This is a genomic window from Agrococcus sp. Marseille-P2731, from assembly GCF_900117395.1.
In the GTDB taxonomy this organism is placed as follows: Bacteria; Actinomycetota; Actinomycetes; order Actinomycetales; family Microbacteriaceae; genus Agrococcus.
Map to the genome: position 1 here is coordinate 732,669 of NZ_FPEG01000002.1, position 15,672 is coordinate 748,340.

The window sequence follows — 15,672 nt, forward strand, 5'->3', positions numbered from 1 at the left end:
CGGTCGCGGCGGCGCGATGAGCGCGGGAGAGACGTTCGCGTCCATGCACGCACCCGTTCCGAGAGGCCACGCGCTTTGACCGCTTACCAGATCTTCGAGATCGTCTCGATGGCGATCCTGGTCGCCATCCTCATCTTCGACCTCCTCATCGTCGTGAAGCGACCCCACGTGCCCTCCATGAAGGAGGCGACCGGCTGGGTCGTCGTCTACGTCACGCTCGCGCTGATCTTCGCCGGTGTGCTGTGGTTCATGGGTGATGGCGTGAAGGCCGGCGAGTTCGTCACCGGCTGGCTGCTGGAGTACTCGCTCTCGATCGACAACCTCTTCGTGTTCATCATCATCCTGAGCCGCTTCTCGGTGCCGAAGGAGATGCAGCAGCGGGTGCTCATGATCGGCATCATGATCGCCATCGTGCTGCGCGGCATCTTCATCGTCGTCGGCGTGCAGTTCGTCGAGTCGTTCTCGTGGCTGTTCTACATCTTCGGCGGCTACCTCGTCTTCGTCGCCTGGAAGCAGGCGTTCGGCAAGGAAGACGAGTCGGGCGAGAAGGACAACCTGGTCGTCAGGATGCTGAAGAAGCGCGTCAACGTCACCGACACCTGGAACGGCGGCAAGGCGACGCTCACGCACGACGGCGTCAAGTACTTCACCCCGTTCCTGATGGTGATCATCGCGCTCGGCACCACCGACCTGCTGTTCGCGATCGACTCGATCCCCGCGATCTTCTCGGTCACGACCGACCCGTTCCTGGTCTTCGCGTGCAACATCTTCGCGCTGATGGGCCTGCGCCAGCTCTACTTCCTGCTCGGTGGTCTGCTGGATCGCCTGGTGTACCTGCACTACGGCATCGCCGCGATCCTCGGCTTCATCGGCTTCAAGCTCGTCTTCCACGCCATGGAGGCGAACGACCTGCCGTTCATCAACAACGGCGAGGGCATCACCTGGGTCCCCCACATCGAGACCTGGCACTCGCTCATCGTCATCCTCGCCTCCATGGTCGTGGCGACGGTCGCCTCGCTCGTCAAGCTGCGCATGGACGCCAAGACCACCGGCGACTCGTCGCTGCACCTCGGCCCGTCCGAGGCCGAGATGGGCGCCGACGGGCACTACCACATCGTCGACGCGACGGGCAATGCGTTCTACCGCCCGCTGCGGGTCGAGCACACCGAGACCGGCACGCTCAGCGTCGTCGACGCGCGTGGCCAGGAGGCGCCTGCCGCCGACTTCCACGAGGACGTGCTGCGCGAGGCGGCCCGCGAGGACATGGAGCCCGAGGCCCTCGAGGAGGTGCGTCGCCGCATCGCCAAGGGCGAGAACCTCGACGAGCGCGAGCTCGACGAGCGCGGTGACCACCAGGTCTGAGCCGTCGCCGCGGCCTCGGCCGTCGGCCCGGTCGCGGCGGTCGTCGATCAGGCGACGGCCGTGACCGGCGCGTCCGGTGTGCTCGCGTGGCTCGCGCCGCGCGCGGTGCCGGGCGTCGAGGTGGTCTCCGCCGAGGGCTATCGCCGCTCGCTGCCCGGGCCGCGCGTCGCCGCTGCCTCCGTCATCCGCGACGTGGCGTCGACCGCGGACCCCGACCTCGCGCAGCTGTTCGACGTGACGGGCTCGGATGCGCGGCGCGCGGCCGACGAGCGGCTCGCGTGGGCTGCGGCGCGGCACGGCGTGCCGGCGCTCGCGGCGGCGATCGCCGAGGAGCCGGCGCTCGCTCAGCCGGGCTGCGCCGACCCGCACGAGATGCTGGTGCGCGCGATCGTCGGCCAGCAGATCTCCGTCACCGCGGCGACCCAGCAGCTGGGACTGCTCGCGACGCTCGGCGATGCCCTGCCCCCGGCCCTCGCCGGCGACGGCATCGACCGCTGCTTCCCGACCATGGCGCAGGTGGCTGCGGGCGCCGAGGTGCTGCGCGGGCCGGCTGCGAAGACGGCGGCGGTGCGGCGGGCGGCTGAGGCGGTCGCGACCGGCGCGATCGACGTGAGCCGCGCATCCGACCGGCTCGTGATGACGGCGCAGCTGCTCGCGCTCAAGGGCATCGGGCCGTGGACGGTCGGCTACCTCGCGCTGCGGCTGGGCGACCCCGACGTGCTGCTGCTGGGCGACGTCGCGGTGCGGAAGGGAGCGCGGCACCTCGGCATCGCCGATCTCGCGACGTTCGCGGCCGACTGCGCCGGCCATCGCTCGGCGCTCATGCTGCGCTGCTGGGCGGCGGCGACGCAGCCGCCAGCGGCGGGCGCGGCTGCGGCGCCCGCGGCCGGTGCACGAGCGTCACGAGCACGACCGACAGGATCATCAGCAGGAACCAGCTGACGATCTTCGTCGCCGAGACCGGCTGCCAGCCGTCGACCTGGTCGGGGTAGAGCCACGCGCCGCCGAGCGTCGCGAGGTTCTCGGCGCCCCAGATCACGACGGCGACGAGGGCGAAGGCGACGACCACTGGCATGCGCAGGTGCGTGCGCAGCACTCGGAACCGCATGATGCATCCGCCCCACAGGACCAGCACCGCGGCGACGAGCACCCAGCGGAAGTCCCAGATGAAGTGGTGGGTGAAGAAGTTGGCGTAGATGGCCGCCGCGACGACGAGCGTCGCCCAGAGCGGCGGGTAGCGCGTGAAGCGGAGGTCGAACATGCGCATCGTGCGCACCATGTAGGAGCCGACCGCCGCATACATGAAGCCCGAGAACAGCGGCACGCCGCCGATGCGCAGCAGGCCCTCGGCCTCGTACGCCCACGAGCCGACGTCGGTCTTGAAGAGCTCCATGACCGTGCCGCAGACGTGGAAGAGCACGACGACCCAGAGCTCGCGGAGCGTCTCGAGGCGGAGGGCGAGCATGGCCGCCTGGATGAGGATCGCGGCGATCGTGAGGGCGTCGTTGCGGGCGATGGATGCGTCGTCCGGCCACCACAGGCGGGCGGCGAGGATGCAGAGCAGCAGCAGGCCGCCGAAGATGGCCGCCCAGCCCTGCTTGAGGGTGAAGACGGCCAGCTCGACGGCCGCCCGGCGCGAGCGCGAGGGCGCGCGCCCCGCCGGTGGCTGCCCGCGCAGGCCGCGTCGATCGAGCACGCGGTGCGCCGCGCGGTCGATCGCCTCCTCGACCGCGGTGAACTCGACGGGCCGCCCGGCCGCGCCGGTCATCGCCGGGTGGCGGTGACGGTGAACTTGGCGTTGCGGCTCACCTGCCGGGTCTCTCCGATGCGGTCGAGCAGCGGGCGATAGCCGAGCGGGCTGTTGAACACGCACCAGAGCTCGCCGCCGGGCGCGAGCGCTCGGCCGGCGTCGGCGATCAGGCGCTCTGCGATGCCCGTGTGCACGGCCGCGCCGACGTGGAAGGGCGGGTTGAGCAGGATGAGCTGCGCGGATGCGTCGGGGACGCCCTCGAGGCCGTCGGCCTGCGTCGCGGTGATGCGGTCGGCGACGCCGTTGGTTGCGGCCGTCGCGATCGTCGAGGCGACGGCGGCGGCCGAGGCATCGGTCGAGCGCACCCGCAGGCCCGGCCGGGCGAGCGCGAGCGCGGTGCCCAGCACGCCCGTGCCGCACGCGAGGTCGATCGCGTGCGAGGCATCCGGCATGGCGTCGAGGTGCTGCAGCAGGGTCTGCGCGCCGATGTCGATGCCGGTGCCCGCGAAGGCGGCGCCGTGCGCGACGACGGTCAGCGAGGTGTCGCCGAAGCGGTGGGTGCGACTGCGGGGCCAGCTGATGCCCGGCCGGAGCGGAGCCTCGGCGTGGAGCACCCGCGACTTGCGCCAGCCCAGGCTCGCGTGCACGTGCTTGAACGAGCGGGCGAGCAGCGCGTTCATGCTCATCGACATGTGCTTGACGCGGCCGCCGGCGATCACGCGCACGCGCTCGTCTGCGTGCGTCGCGATGAGCTCGGCGATCTCGTCGAGCGCGTCGAGCGAGCGCGGCAGCTGCAGCAGCACGAGCGTCGCGCCGTCGACGAGGGATGCGTCGAGGCGGTGGTGCGCGAAGCCCTCGAGCCCCAGCTCGGCCGCGTTGGCGACGAGCGCGCGCTCAGCGACGACGAGATCCTGGTGCACGCGCACGCTCGTCGCGCCGGCGTCGAGGGCGCCGAGCGTCAGCGCGCCGTGGCGGTCGCCGATCACGACCACCTCGCCGAGCTCGCGCTGCAGCTTCGCGGCCTCGTCGAGGATCAGCGCGTCGGAGGCGTCGTGCGCCTGCAGCGTCGGATCCTCGACGTCCGGCCAGCGGCGCAGCCGCCCGAAGAGCGCGTCGCGATCGGTCACGCGTCCATCCTCGCACCCGCGGCAGCTGTCGCCGTGACGTGCGAGTCGCGCGAAAGGTTGGGATGCGCGTGCCACGGCCGCGACCTAGCGTGATGCCATGAGAAGCATCGCGATCGGCGGCATCGCAGCCGCAGTCCTCCTCGGTGTCGCAGGCTGCGCATCTGCCGGCGGCCCAGCACCGACCGCGCCCGGCACGGCCTCCTCATCCCTCGCCGACCTGCCGACGCCGAGCCCGGCGGGTGAGGTGCTGGCGGTCGCCACGGTGCTGGAGCAGGGCGACGGCCAGATCCTGTGCGCCGGCGGCGTCGCCGAGTCGGCGCCGCCGCAGTGCGAGGGGCCGGAGCTGCTCGACTGGGACTGGGACGCGTTCGACCATCAGGAGACCGGCGGCGTGCGCTGGGCGCAGGGCGTCGCGATCACGGGCACCTACGACGCGGAGGCATCCGCCTTCACGCAGACGGGCGAGCCGATGAGCGCTGCGGCCATCACGCTGCCGGCTGCCGAGGTGCCGGTCGGAGACCTGGACGCGACGACCGTCGAGTCGCTGCAGCGCGAGCTGTCCGAGCTCGACCGGCCGGACTTCCTCGTGCTGGTCGGCGAGCAGGGCATCCTCGCCCTGCACGTCCTCTACGACGACGGCTCGATCCAGGCGGCGCTCGACGAGGTCTACGGCGCGGGCTCCGTCTTCGTCACCTCGGCGCTGCTCGACAGCGCCTCGGCGGCCGGCGACGGCTCGCCCGGCATGGAGCCGCCGATGGACACGGCGGCGCCCGTCATCACAGGGGCCGATGCGCAGGCGCGGCTCGCGGAGCTGCCGTCACCGCTGCCGTCGGGAACGGTCATTGCAGCAGGGCTCGCGATGGACGGAGCGGAGGGCGAGGTGCTGTGCCTCGGTGACGTCGGCGCCAGCGCCCCGCCCATCTGCAGCGGCGTGCCGATGATCGGCTTCGACTGGACGGCGCTCGAGGCCGACGATGCGCAGGGCGCGCGGTGGGTGGATGCGTCCGTCACCGGCACGTGGGATGGCGAGGCCTTTGCTGTCACCGCGCCGCCGAAGCCGTTCGACGCCTGGTCGCCGCGCGCTGTGGAGCAGAGCACCACCGTGCTGACGGAGGAGGAGCTCGCGGGCGTGCAGGCCGACCTGCTGGCTCTCGATCGCGAGGACATCCTCGGCCACGGCCCCAGCGGCGAGCACTACGAGCTGCGGGTGCTGTACGACGACGGCTCCATCCAATCAGGGCTCGACGCGATCTACGGCACCGGCGCTGTGCAGGTCTTCAGCGCCATGCAGGGGTAGAGCCAGCTCACCGATCCCGCCTGCCGCGCGCCGCACGTCACGGAACGAGGATGCGGCGCTGAGAACGCGCGATCGCTCCTCTGCTCGCGACGGATCTGCGCATCCGTCCTCGATCCGCGACCGGTCGGCCGCGCGGGGGCGGGGCGTCGGCGCCGGGGCGTGCGGCCGCGCCGGGGCGGGCGGCCGCGCCAGGGCGGCTAGACCTCCGCGGCCTCGCGCTCGCGCACCGTGCGCTGCCCNCCCTACCTCTCACACCCTTTGCCTGTTGCTCTTTCGTTTATGTTGTTTTCTTTTTTTCACTCATCCGTCCCCCCCCGCTCTTCTCCCATTCGTCTGCGTCGGCAGCGTAGGATGTTTATAAGAGACGGGCTCGCGCACCGTGCGCTGCCCGACGACCGCCGAGACCCCGTCCTGCCGCATGGAGACGCCGTAGAGCGCATCCGCGATCTCCATCGTGCGCTTCTGGTGCGTGATGATGATCAGCTGGCTGCTCTCGCGCAGCTGCTCGAAGACCGCCAGCAGGCGCCCGAGGTTGGCGTCGTCGAGCGCCGCCTCCACCTCGTCCATGATGTAGAACGGGCTCGGCCGCGCCTTGAAGATCGCCACCATCAGCGCGACGGCCGCGAGCGAGCGCTCGCCGCCCGACAGCAGCGAGATGCGGTCGATCTTCTTGCCGGCCGGCCGCACCGTCACCTCGACGCCCGTCTCCAGCAGGTTGTCGGGATCGGTGAGCGTGAGCGCGCCCGAGCCGCCCGGGAAGAGCACCGGGAAGACCTCGATGAAGGCCGCCCTCGTGTCCTCGAAGGCCGCGGCGAAGATCGTCTGCATCGTCTCGTCGAGGTCGGCGATGATCTGCTCGAGATCGGCGCGCGTCTTGGCGAGGTCGGCCAGCTGCTCGGTGAGGAAGGTGTGCCGCTGCTCGAGCGCCTCGAACTCCTCGAGCGCGAGCGGGTTGACGCGGCCGAGGCGCGCGAGCTTGCGCTCGGCCTCCTGCAGCCGAGACTGCTCGGCCTTGCGATCCCAGCCCTCCTCCGGCGCGTACTCCGCCACGAGCACGCGCTCCTCGAGGCCCAGCTCGCTGCCGGCGCGCTCGAGCAGGTTCGACAGGTGCAGCCGCTGCTCGTAGGCCTCCATCTCGGCCACGTGCACGTGCTCGGTGAGCTCCTGCAGGCGCTCGCGCAGCCCGCCCTCGTCGCGCCGCAGCCGTGAGAGCTCCTCGTTGCGATCGCGCCTGGCCGCCTCGCGCTCTGCGAGCACGGCCCGCGCCTGCTGCACCGAGCGCTCCGCGACCGCGAGCACCGGTGGGATGGCGGCGAGCACGCGCGATGCCTGCTCGCGCTGCCGCTCGCGGAGCACCGCGCGACGGGCGGCCTCCTCGGCCCTGGCGCGCTGCGCCTCCACGTCGCGCGCGAGCGACTCGGCACGGGCGAGCTCTGCCCGCACCCGCTCGCGCGCCGTCTCCAGCTCGATGCGCAGGTCGGTCTCGCCGCCGCGCGCCGCCTCGAGCTCTGCCAAGAGCCCTTCCCGCGCGGACGCGTCGAGCATCGGCCGCGGCTTCGCCTCGAAGCGATCGAGGGCCAGCTCGGCAGCGTCGACACCGCGCCGCGCCTCGTCGATGCCGCGCCGCGCCTCCGCGAGCGCCGCCTCGGCGCGCTCGTGCTCGCCCGACGCCGACTCCAGCCTCGCGCGCGCCCGGCTGCGCTGCTCGCCGCGCGCCGCCGATGCCGCGTCGTGCGCGCGCAGCGCCTCGAGCGCTTCCGCCGCCGCTCGCTTCGCCTGCTGGTGCGCCTGCCGGGCATCCTCGAGCGCACCGGCCTCTCGCTCGATCGAGGTCGAGAGCTCGTCGAGCCGCTCGGTCGCCGCGTCGCGCTCGGCGATCAGCTCGAGGCGCGACTGCGCGTCGTCGCTGCCACCGCGCATCAGGTAGTCGCTGACGTAGTCGCCGCGCCGCGTCACCATCGTCACCGGCCCGCCGAGCTCGAGCGCCGCGATCGCGGGCCTCGCCTCCCGGGCGGCTTCGAGCGAGTCGACGACGAAGGTGTGCGCGAGCACGCCCAGCACCCCCGCCGGCGCATCCACGACCGACGGCGCGTGCACCGCCCCCTCGAGCTTCGGCACCTCGAGCACCTGCGGCGCAGCATCCCCGACGACCGCCTCGATGCGGCCGAGGCCCTCGCGGTGCGCGTGCTCGATGGCGGCGGCGGCGGCCTCCCGGGTCTCCGCGAGCACCGCCTCGCCGAGCGTGCCGAGCGCCGCGGCGATCGCTGCCTCGAAGCCCTTCTTGACCTTCACCCGCTCGGCCACGAGGCCGCCGAGGCCGGCGAGCCCCGCGTCGACGAGCCCGGCGGATGCGTTGGCCTTCGAGAGCGCGAGCGTCAGGGCCGAGGTGCGCGCGGCGACGGCATCGCGCTCGCGCTCGACCGCGTGCAGCGCGTCGCGCCGCTCGTCGAGCGCGCTCGAGAGCCGCGCCTGGGCGTCGTCCGCGTCGCGATACCGCTGCGAGAGCGACTCGGCGTCGTCGACCTCCTGCTCGTCGCCCGTCTCCTCGGCCACCGCGCGTGCCTCGGCGAGGCGCTGCTCGGCGTTGGCGAGGGCGGTCTCGCGCCGCACGACCTCCGCCTCGCGGGCGGCCAGCGTCGACTGCGCGACCTCGACCTTCGAGCGGTGCCCTGCGGCCTCCAGGTCGTGCTTCGAGACCAGCGCAGCCTGGGCGGCGATCTCCTCGTCGAGCGAGTCGAGGTTGGCGCGCGCCAGCGCTGTCGCCGAGGCCGCCTTGCCGAGGCGACCCTCGGCATCCGCCACCCGGCCCTGCACTGCGGTGGCCTCGTCGCGCGCGGCCTGCACCATGTCGGACGTCACGAGCGGTGCGGCGTCGCCGACCTCCGGCGCCTCCTCGAGCAGCGCCAGCCGCTGCCCGGCGAGCGCGTGCAGCGACTGCAGCCGCGAGAGCTCCCGCTCGAGCGCGTGCGCGACGTTGCGCGCGCGGTCGACGTCGTCGCCGATCATCGATGCCTCGATGCGGCTCGCTCGCAGCTGCGCCTGCTCGAGCTGCTCCTGCAGCACGATGCGCTCCGACTTGCGCTCGGACTCGGAGCGGGCGGATGCGTCGAGCTGCGTGCGCAGCCCGATCACCTCAGCGGCGATGAGGCGGGCGCGCGCGTCGCGCACGGTCGCTTGGATGGTCGCGGCCTCCTTCGCGATCTCCGCCTGCTGGCCGAGCGGCTTCAGCTGCCGCCGGATCTCGCCGGTGAGATCCTGCAGCCGCGTGAGGTTGGCCTGCATGGCGTCGAGCTTGCGGAGCGTCTTCTCCTTGCGGCGCCGGTGCTTGAGGATGCCTGCGGCCTCCTCGATGTAGCCGCGGCGGTCGGTCGGTGTCGCCTGCAGCACGTTGTCGAGCTGCCCCTGGCCGACGATCACGTGCATCTCGCGGCCGAGCCCTGAGTCGCTCAGCAGCTCCTGCACGTCGAGCAGCCGGCACGACTCGCCGTTGATCGCGTACTCCGAGCCGCCGTTGCGGAACAGGGTGCGCGAGATCTGCACCTCGGCGTACTCGATCGGCAGCGCGCCGTCGGCGTTGTCGATGACGAGCTCGACGTGCGCGCGGCCGAGCGGCCCCGTCGTCGCGGTGCCGGCGAAGATGACGTCCTCCATCTTGCCGCCGCGGAGCGTCTTCGCCCCCTGCTCCCCCATGACCCACGCCAGCGCATCCACCACGTTCGACTTGCCGGAGCCGTTGGGCCCCACCACGCACGTGACGCCGGGCTCGAACTGGAAGGTCGTCGGGCGCGCGAACGACTTGAAGCCCTTGACGGTCAGGGTCTTGAGGTGCATGCGGCTCCCGATTCGTGGCTGCGAACACCGTAGCCCGGCGGTTCGGCGTTGCGCGCGCGGCACGCGCTGTTCTACTCTGCAAGGCTGCCCGCAGGCACGGTGCCTCGCGTGAGCGGCAGAGCCCTCATGCACTCCATCTCGATCGACGAGCTCGTCCTGCCCGTCACTGCTGGCGAGCAGACCGCTGCCGGTGCCGCCTTCCGCGCCGCGCACGAGCACGGCGAGCGCATCGGCGTCGAGCGCTACGGGCCCGGGCTCGCGAGCCTCACGCTCGAGGAGCGGCTCGCCGCGTGGCAGTCGTCGGATGCCGAGCAGCACAGGAAGCGCGTGGTGCGCGATGGCGAGCGCATCATCGCCTCGTCGAGCATCTGGCTGCCTATGCTCGAGTCGACAGAGGTGGGCGACCACGGCGTCGCGGCGGAGGCGAGCCTGGCCCCCGAGACGCGGCGAGCCCTGATCGAGGCGCTCGTCGACGATGCCGAGCGCGTCGCGGCGGAGCACGGCCGCACCACCCTCATGGGTGGCTCGCCCGCGGCCGCGAGCGGTGCCGTCATGGCCTCGACCGGATTCGGCGGCGCCGACCCCGATGAGCCGGAGGCGGCCGCTCTCATCGCCCGCGGCTACGAGCTCGAGCAGGTGTATCGCATGAGCGTCGCGGATCTGCGGGGGCTCGAGCGGGGCGAGCGCCCGCTCGACGCGCGCTGGGCGGATGCGTCGGCACGCGCCGCCGCCGACGGCTACGAGACGATCGCGTGGTCGGGCCCTGCACCCGCCGAGCACCGCCCCGCCATGCGCGCCCTGCACGAGGCGATGTCGGTCGATGCGCCCGTGGGCGGCCTGGCCCTCGAGGCCGAGGTGTGGAGCGATGAGCGCCTCGCCGAGTTCGAGCGGCAGAAGACCGCCGGCGGCCGCACGATGCGCACCGTCGTCGCTCGCGACCGCGCCTCGGGCGAGCTGGCCGGCTTCACCTCGCTCTTCGTCGGCAGCGGCGACGTCGCCAGCCAGCACGACACGATCGTCACCCGCGCGCACCGCGGTCACGGCCTCGGCATGCTGCTGAAGCTCGCGAACCTCGTCGAGCTGCGCCGGCATCACCCGACGCATCCGCGCGTCCGCACGATGAACGCCGAGGAGAACCGCCACATGCTCGCCGTGAACGAGGCCACAGGCTTCGTGCCGGTCGCCTACGAGGGCATCTGGCAGCGGAAGGTCGCCCGATGAGCGCGCCGGAGCTCGAGTGGACGCCCATCACGGTGCCCGAGGACGACCTCGACGAGCCGGCGCTCACGCGCATCGCGCGCTACGTCGCCACCGCCAACCGCGTCACCCAGCACTTCTGGGGCGACGAGCGCGGTGACACGTCGGTGGAGGAAGTCATCGCGAGCCTGCGCCTGGGCGAGGATGCGATCACGCGTCGCTGGCTCGTCTCGGCGGGCGGGCGCGACGTCGGCCGCGGCATCGCCTCGATGGGCCGCGAGGAGGGCACGAGCGTCGCCTACGCCTCGGCCTGGGTCGTGCCGGAGGAGCGCGGGCAGGGGATCGGGCGAGCGATGGCCGAGCGCGTCGAGGCCGAGGCCGCCCGCCTGGGCGCGACGACCGTGCAGGTGTGGGCCGACCACCGCATCCCCGCCGATGACGATGCGGCGATGAGCCCGCGCAGCGGCACCGGGGCCATCGCGGCCGACGCATCCGCGAGGCTGCTGGCGTCGATGGGCTACGCGCTCGAGCAGGTCGAGCGCGTCTCCGAGCTCGACGTCGAGGCGGCCCGGCCGTCGCTCGAGGCACACAGGGCGGACGCGCTGGCCCACGCGGGCGAGGCCTACGAGGTGCGCTCGTGGCAGGGTCCGACACCGCCCGAGCTGCAGGAGGGCATGGCCGCGCTCTACGCGCGCATGGTCACCGACGCGCCGAGCGCGGGGCTCGAGACCGACGAGGAGCAGTGGGACGCCGCGCGGCTGCAGCGCGTCGAGCGGCAGTACGAGGCAGCCCACCAGACGCCGCTGCAGGCGGTCGCGCTGCACCGCGAGAGTGGCGTGCCGGTCGCCTTCACCGTGCTGCTGCTGCCGGAGCCCGGCAGGCCCGCCTTCCAGGAGGAGACGCTCGTGCTCACCGACCACCGCGGCCACCGCCTCGGCATGCTCGTGAAGGCCGAGAACCTGCTGCTGCTAGGCCGCCTGCACCCCGACCGAACCCGCATCATCACCTGGAACGCCGAGGAGAACCGCCCGATGCTGCGCGTGAACGAGGCGCTGGGCTTCCGGCCCGTCGCGGCAGAGGGCGGCTGGCAGCGTCGCCTCGTCACCGATCGCTCCCCCGAGTGAGGCGCCCAGTCGAGGGCGCGCAGGACCTGCGAGCATGAGGCCATGAGCGAGACCGACGCGACCTCCGGCCCCAGCGGCACTGCTGCATCCGACCCACTGACGCCGCGGGCCGCGCCCCAGGTGGCCGGCCTCGCGGCAGTGCTGCGCGAGGCGGTCACGAGCGGTCGCACCCGCCCGCGCGCCTATCGCGAGCAGCAGCTCGACGCGCTCGTGCGCATGCTGCTGCAGAACGTGTCGCAGTGGCAGGCAGCGCTCGCCGCCGATCTCGGCAAGAGCGAGATCGAGGCGCACCTCACCGAGATCGGGGTGCTCGTCGCGGAGGCCCGCTCCGCCCGGCGCAGCCTGCGCCGCTGGATGGCGCCGACGCACGTCATCGCCCCGCTCGCCTTGCAGCCGGCACTCGCGAAGACGGTCGCTGAGCCGCTCGGCGCCGCGCTCGTGATCGCGCCGTGGAACTACCCGCTGCAGCTCGCGCTCGCACCCGCGATCGGTGCGATCGCCGCGGGAGACGCCGTCGCGATCAAGCCGAGCGAGGTGGCACCGGCCACCTCAGCGCTGCTCGCGAAGCTCGTGCCCGCCTACCTCGACGAGCGCGCGGTGCGGGTCGTCGAGGGCGGAGTCGACGAGACGACGGCGCTGCTCGCCGAGCGCTGGGACCTCATCTTCTACACCGGCAACGGCACGGCCGCGCGCATCGTCGCGGCGGCCGCCGCGAAGCACCTCACGCCCACCGTGCTCGAGCTGGGCGGCAAGAGCCCCGTCTACGTGCACCGCTCGGCAGACCTCGCCGTCGCCGCGGACCGCATCGCGTGGGGCAAGTGGCTGAACGCCGGCCAGACCTGCGTGGCGCCCGACCACGTGCTCGTCGATCGCGAGGTCGAGGCCGAGCTCGTCGCCGAGCTGCGGCGCGCGACGACCGAGCAGCTGGGCGATGCCCGCACCTCCCCCGACTTCGGCCGGATCGTCAACGAGCGCCACGTCGAGCGGCTCGCCGGCCTGCTGGGCGGGGCGACCGTCGTGACCGGGGGCGAGGTCGACGGGGCGTCGCGCTACATGGCGCCGACGATCCTCACCGATGTCACCGATGGCGCGCCGGCGATGCAGGAGGAGATCTTCGGCCCGATCCTGCCCGTGCTGCCGATCGACGGCGTCGACGGCTTCATCGACGCGATGCGCGGTGCCGAGAAGCCGCTCGCGCTCTACGTCTTCGCGCGAGATGCGGATGCGGTGCGTCGCGTCGAGCGCGAGACCTCATCGGGAGCGGTGGGCGTCAACGTCGCGGTGGCGCACGTCGGCGCCGGCAACCTGCCCTTCGGCGGCGTGGGCGAGAGCGGTTCGGGCGCGTATCACGGCAAGGCGTCGTTCGAGGCCTTCAGCCACCGCAAGCCCGTGCTCTCGAAGCCGACCGCGATCGACACGCTGCGGCTGATCTACCCGCCGTTCGACCAGCAGTGGCGCCGGGCGCTGGTGCAGCGCATCCTGGGCTGACCCTCCGCCGCCTCAGCCGCCTGAGGAGCGCGCGCCGCAGGCGCACGCGTGACCCTCGCCGCCTGAGGAGCGCGCGCCGCAGGCGCACGCGTGACCCTCGCTGCCTGAGGAGCGCGCGCCGCAGGCGCACGCGTGACCCTCGCTGCCTGAGGAGCGCGCGCCGCAGGCGCACGCGTCTCGAAGGCTCACCGCTTCGGCGCGATGTTCGCCGCCGCCCACGCCACCATCGGCTGCAGCTCGTCGACCGTGTCGAACAGCGCGTCCAGCAGCTCAGGCCCCAGCGCATCCGCCTCGTCGACGTGGCGTCGCGCCGTGACCCACTTGTAGCGCAGCAGCGCGATCCGCGGATGCGCGGGGTCGGTGCCGCGCGGCGCGGTCTTCAGCTGCTCCCCGCCGATCTCGTAACCTGCGCCCTCGAGCGCTCGCAGGATGCCCTCGAGCTCGGTCCCCGGCCCCACGGCCTCGACCGCGGCGCGGTAGGCCTTCGTGAAGGAGGCATCGCCGAAGAAGCCGCCGCCGAGCGACACCCCTGTGGCGTCCAGGTTGAGGAACCATCCGATGCCCGGCGCGCGCTGCGCGAACAGTCCCTGACGCGTCTTGTAGGGCGTCTTGTCGTGGCTGAAGCGCACGTCGCGGTAGGGGCGGTAGACCTTCACGGTGCTCGCGACGGGCTCGAGCTCCTCGGCGAGCGCCTCGAAGGGGGCACGCACGTGCGCGTCGTAGCGCGGCTTGTGCTCGAGCCACCACGCCCGCTCGTTGTGCGCCTCGAGCTCGCGGTAGAACGCGAAGGCCTCTGCTGCGAATCCGGTGAAGACCATCGGACCAGCCTACGGCGGCCGGCTCACTGGTCGGCTCCGGACGGCTTCAGACGGCGATGCCGCGCGGCCTCCGCTGACACCTCGGGCACCGCGTCGAGCCCCGGTTCGCCCACGCCTCGCGCACCATGATCGCCCCGCAGCGCCGACAGGGCTGGCCGCCGCGGCCGTAGGCGTTGAGCGAGTGCTCGAAGTAGCCCGCCTGCCCGTTCACGTTCACGTACTGCGCGTCGAACGAGGTGCCACCCTCGGCGAGCGCCTGGTCGAGCACGTCGCGCACATCGGCGAGCAGCCCCAGCGCCCGCGCCTGCGTGAGCCGCTGCCCCGGCGTCGCGTAGTGCAGCCGGCTGCGCCACAGCGCCTCGTCGGCATAGATGTTGCCGATGCCTGACACGAGCTGCTGGTCGAGCAAGGCAGCCTTCACGCCCTGGCGGCGCAGCCGCAGGCGTCGGGCGACGGCGGATGCGTCGAAGTCGGGGTGGATCGGATCGAGCGCGATGTGCGCGGCCTGGTCCGGCACCGCCGCAGACGTCCCCGCGTGCTGCAGCGGCCGCACGGCGAGCCCGCCGAAGATGCGCTGGTCGGCGAAGCGCAGCTCGAGCTGGCCGTGCTCCGGCTGGTCGAGCACGAGCCGGATCCGAGTGTGACGATCGGGCGGGGCGCCCGGCTCCCGCACGAGCATCTGGCCGGACATCCCCAGGTGCGCGAGCAGCGCATCCGCCCTGCCCCCGTTGGTGGCCGGGTCGATCGGCACCCAGAGGAACTTGCCGCGCCGCGCCGGCGCCTCGAGGGTGCGGCCGACGAGGGCTGCCTCGAAGTCTGCGGCGTCGCCGCTGTGGCGCGAGATGGAGCGAGGCTCGAAGACCTCGACGGCAGCGACGCGCGCACCGGTGACGGCGCCGGCGAGCCCCGCGCGGACGACCTCGACCTCTGGCAGCTCGGGCACGTCAGCGCCTCACTGCTGCTGCGCGCCGGCGGTCAGCTGCTGGTGCGCTGCGAGCGCGGCGGCCATCTCTGCCACCTTCTTGCTCGTGCCGGTGCCGGTCCCGACAGCGGCGTCGTCGATGAGCACCGTCGCGGTGAACGAGCGAGCGTGGTCGGGGCCTGCAGCCTCGATCGCGTAGACGGGCGCGCCCAGGCCCTGCGCGGCAGCGACCTCCTGCAGCGCGGTCTTCGGGTCGAGCGCAGCGCCTGCGCGGCCCGGGTCGTCGAGCAGCGGGCCGACGAGCCGCAGCACGAGGTCGGCGGATGCGCTGTGCCCGGCGCTGAGGAACGCCGCACCGAAGACCGCCTCCATCGTGTCGGCGAGGATCGACGGCTTGTCAGCGCCGCCGCTTGCCGCCTCGCCCTTGCCGAGCAGGATGTGCTGGCCGAGGCCGATGCTCCGGGCGACCTCTGCGAGAGCGACGGTCGAGACGACGCCCGCGCGGCGCTTTGCGAGCTGCCCTTCAGGCGCGGCCGGATGACGACGGTAGAGCTCGATCGTGATGGCTTGCCCGAGGATCGAGTCGCCGAGGAACTCGAGTCGCTCGTTGTGGGGCACGCCGCCCTGCTCGTAGGCCCACGAGCGATGCGTGAGCGCCAACGCGAGAAGCTCGGGGTCGATGTCGACCCCGAGCTGCTCGAGCAGTCGGCTGTGCGCCGGCGATGCCGCGTCCGTCATGCGACGGCGATCCTCGTC

The 15,672-nt window shown here is 72.9% G+C and carries 11 protein-coding genes; 5 read left to right on the forward strand and 6 right to left on the reverse strand.

What is annotated here, in order from left to right; translation table 11 throughout:
* Nucleotides 1-75: 75 nt before the first annotated feature.
* A complete protein-coding gene (locus BQ6202_RS07470; RefSeq protein WP_072313788.1) occupies nucleotides 76-1,362 on the forward strand; it encodes a TerC family protein in 1,287 nt (428 codons plus the stop codon).
* Between the two features lie 820 nt (nucleotides 1,363-2,182).
* Here BQ6202_RS07470 and BQ6202_RS07475 read toward each other — a convergent pair.
* Together BQ6202_RS07475 and BQ6202_RS07480 are read right to left on the reverse strand one after the other, a co-directional pair.
* A complete protein-coding gene (locus tag BQ6202_RS07475; RefSeq protein ID WP_072313789.1) occupies nucleotides 2,183-3,130 on the reverse strand; it encodes a DUF817 domain-containing protein in 948 nt (315 codons plus the stop codon).
* Complete coding sequence (locus BQ6202_RS07480; RefSeq protein ID WP_072313790.1) at nucleotides 3,127-4,239, reverse strand: class I SAM-dependent methyltransferase; 1,113 nt, start codon at nucleotides 4,237-4,239, stop codon at nucleotides 3,127-3,129. The genes BQ6202_RS07475 and BQ6202_RS07480 overlap by 4 nt, the downstream gene beginning before the upstream one ends.
* A gap of 97 nt (nucleotides 4,240-4,336) precedes the next feature.
* Between BQ6202_RS07480 and BQ6202_RS07485 the strand changes: the two genes are divergently transcribed.
* Nucleotides 4,337-5,536 (forward strand): hypothetical protein, encoded by a 1,200-nt coding sequence (locus BQ6202_RS07485; protein ID WP_072313791.1) that lies wholly within the window; start codon nucleotides 4,337-4,339, stop codon nucleotides 5,534-5,536.
* Between the two features lie 300 nt (nucleotides 5,537-5,836).
* Here the strand turns inward: BQ6202_RS07485 and smc are convergent, their stop codons facing one another.
* Nucleotides 5,837-9,367: a chromosome segregation protein SMC gene (gene smc / locus BQ6202_RS07490; protein WP_072313792.1), complete on the reverse strand. Its 3,531-nt coding sequence runs from the start codon at nucleotides 9,365-9,367 to the stop codon at nucleotides 5,837-5,839.
* A 108-nt stretch (nucleotides 9,368-9,475) separates the two neighbouring features.
* Between smc and BQ6202_RS07495 the strand changes: the two genes are divergently transcribed.
* The 3 genes from BQ6202_RS07495 to BQ6202_RS07505 are packed head-to-tail and all read left to right on the forward strand — an operon-like array spanning nucleotide 9,476 to nucleotide 13,176.
* Complete coding sequence (locus tag BQ6202_RS07495) at nucleotides 9,476-10,588, forward strand: GNAT family N-acetyltransferase (RefSeq protein WP_143143672.1); 1,113 nt, start codon at nucleotides 9,476-9,478, stop codon at nucleotides 10,586-10,588.
* Entirely contained in the window at nucleotides 10,585-11,688 is a 1,104-nt protein-coding gene (locus tag BQ6202_RS07500; RefSeq protein ID WP_072313794.1) for a GNAT family N-acetyltransferase, read from the forward strand. The genes BQ6202_RS07495 and BQ6202_RS07500 overlap by 4 nt, the downstream gene beginning before the upstream one ends.
* Nucleotides 11,689-11,730: 42 nt before the next feature.
* Nucleotides 11,731-13,176 (forward strand): aldehyde dehydrogenase family protein, encoded by a 1,446-nt coding sequence (locus tag BQ6202_RS07505; RefSeq protein ID WP_083587078.1) that lies wholly within the window; start codon nucleotides 11,731-11,733, stop codon nucleotides 13,174-13,176.
* A gap of 185 nt (nucleotides 13,177-13,361) precedes the next feature.
* Here the strand turns inward: BQ6202_RS07505 and BQ6202_RS07510 are convergent, their stop codons facing one another.
* Genes BQ6202_RS07510 through rnc form a run of 3 tightly spaced genes read right to left on the reverse strand, consistent with a single transcriptional unit; the run spans nucleotide 13,362 to nucleotide 15,654 of the window.
* Entirely contained in the window at nucleotides 13,362-13,994 is a 633-nt protein-coding gene (locus BQ6202_RS07510) for a DUF2461 domain-containing protein (protein ID WP_072313795.1), read from the reverse strand.
* 46 nt (nucleotides 13,995-14,040) lie between these two features.
* Nucleotides 14,041-14,937, reverse strand: a complete 897-nt coding sequence (gene mutM / locus BQ6202_RS07515; RefSeq protein WP_072313796.1) for a bifunctional DNA-formamidopyrimidine glycosylase/DNA-(apurinic or apyrimidinic site) lyase — start codon at nucleotides 14,935-14,937, stop codon at nucleotides 14,041-14,043.
* 9 nt (nucleotides 14,938-14,946) lie between these two features.
* A complete protein-coding gene (rnc, locus tag BQ6202_RS07520; RefSeq protein WP_072313797.1) occupies nucleotides 14,947-15,654 on the reverse strand; it encodes a ribonuclease III in 708 nt (235 codons plus the stop codon).
* Nucleotides 15,655-15,672: the final 18 nt, after the last annotated feature.

Coding starts and splice junctions, on each gene's coding strand:
- BQ6202_RS07485 (WP_072313791.1), top strand. CDS start 4,337: ATGAGAAGCATCGCGATCGGCGGCATCGCAGCCGCAGTCCTCCTCGGT.
- rnc (WP_072313797.1), bottom strand. CDS start 15,654: ATGACGGACGCGGCATCGCCGGCGCACAGCCGACTGCTCGAGCAGCTC.
- BQ6202_RS07510 (WP_072313795.1), bottom strand. CDS start 13,994: ATGGTCTTCACCGGATTCGCAGCAGAGGCCTTCGCGTTCTACCGCGAG.
- BQ6202_RS07505 (WP_083587078.1), top strand. CDS start 11,731: ATGAGCGAGACCGACGCGACCTCCGGCCCCAGCGGCACTGCTGCATCC.
- smc (WP_072313792.1), bottom strand. CDS start 9,367: ATGCACCTCAAGACCCTGACCGTCAAGGGCTTCAAGTCGTTCGCGCGC.
- BQ6202_RS07475 (WP_072313789.1), bottom strand. CDS start 3,130: ATGACCGGCGCGGCCGGGCGGCCCGTCGAGTTCACCGCGGTCGAGGAG.
- BQ6202_RS07500 (WP_072313794.1), top strand. CDS start 10,585: ATGAGCGCGCCGGAGCTCGAGTGGACGCCCATCACGGTGCCCGAGGAC.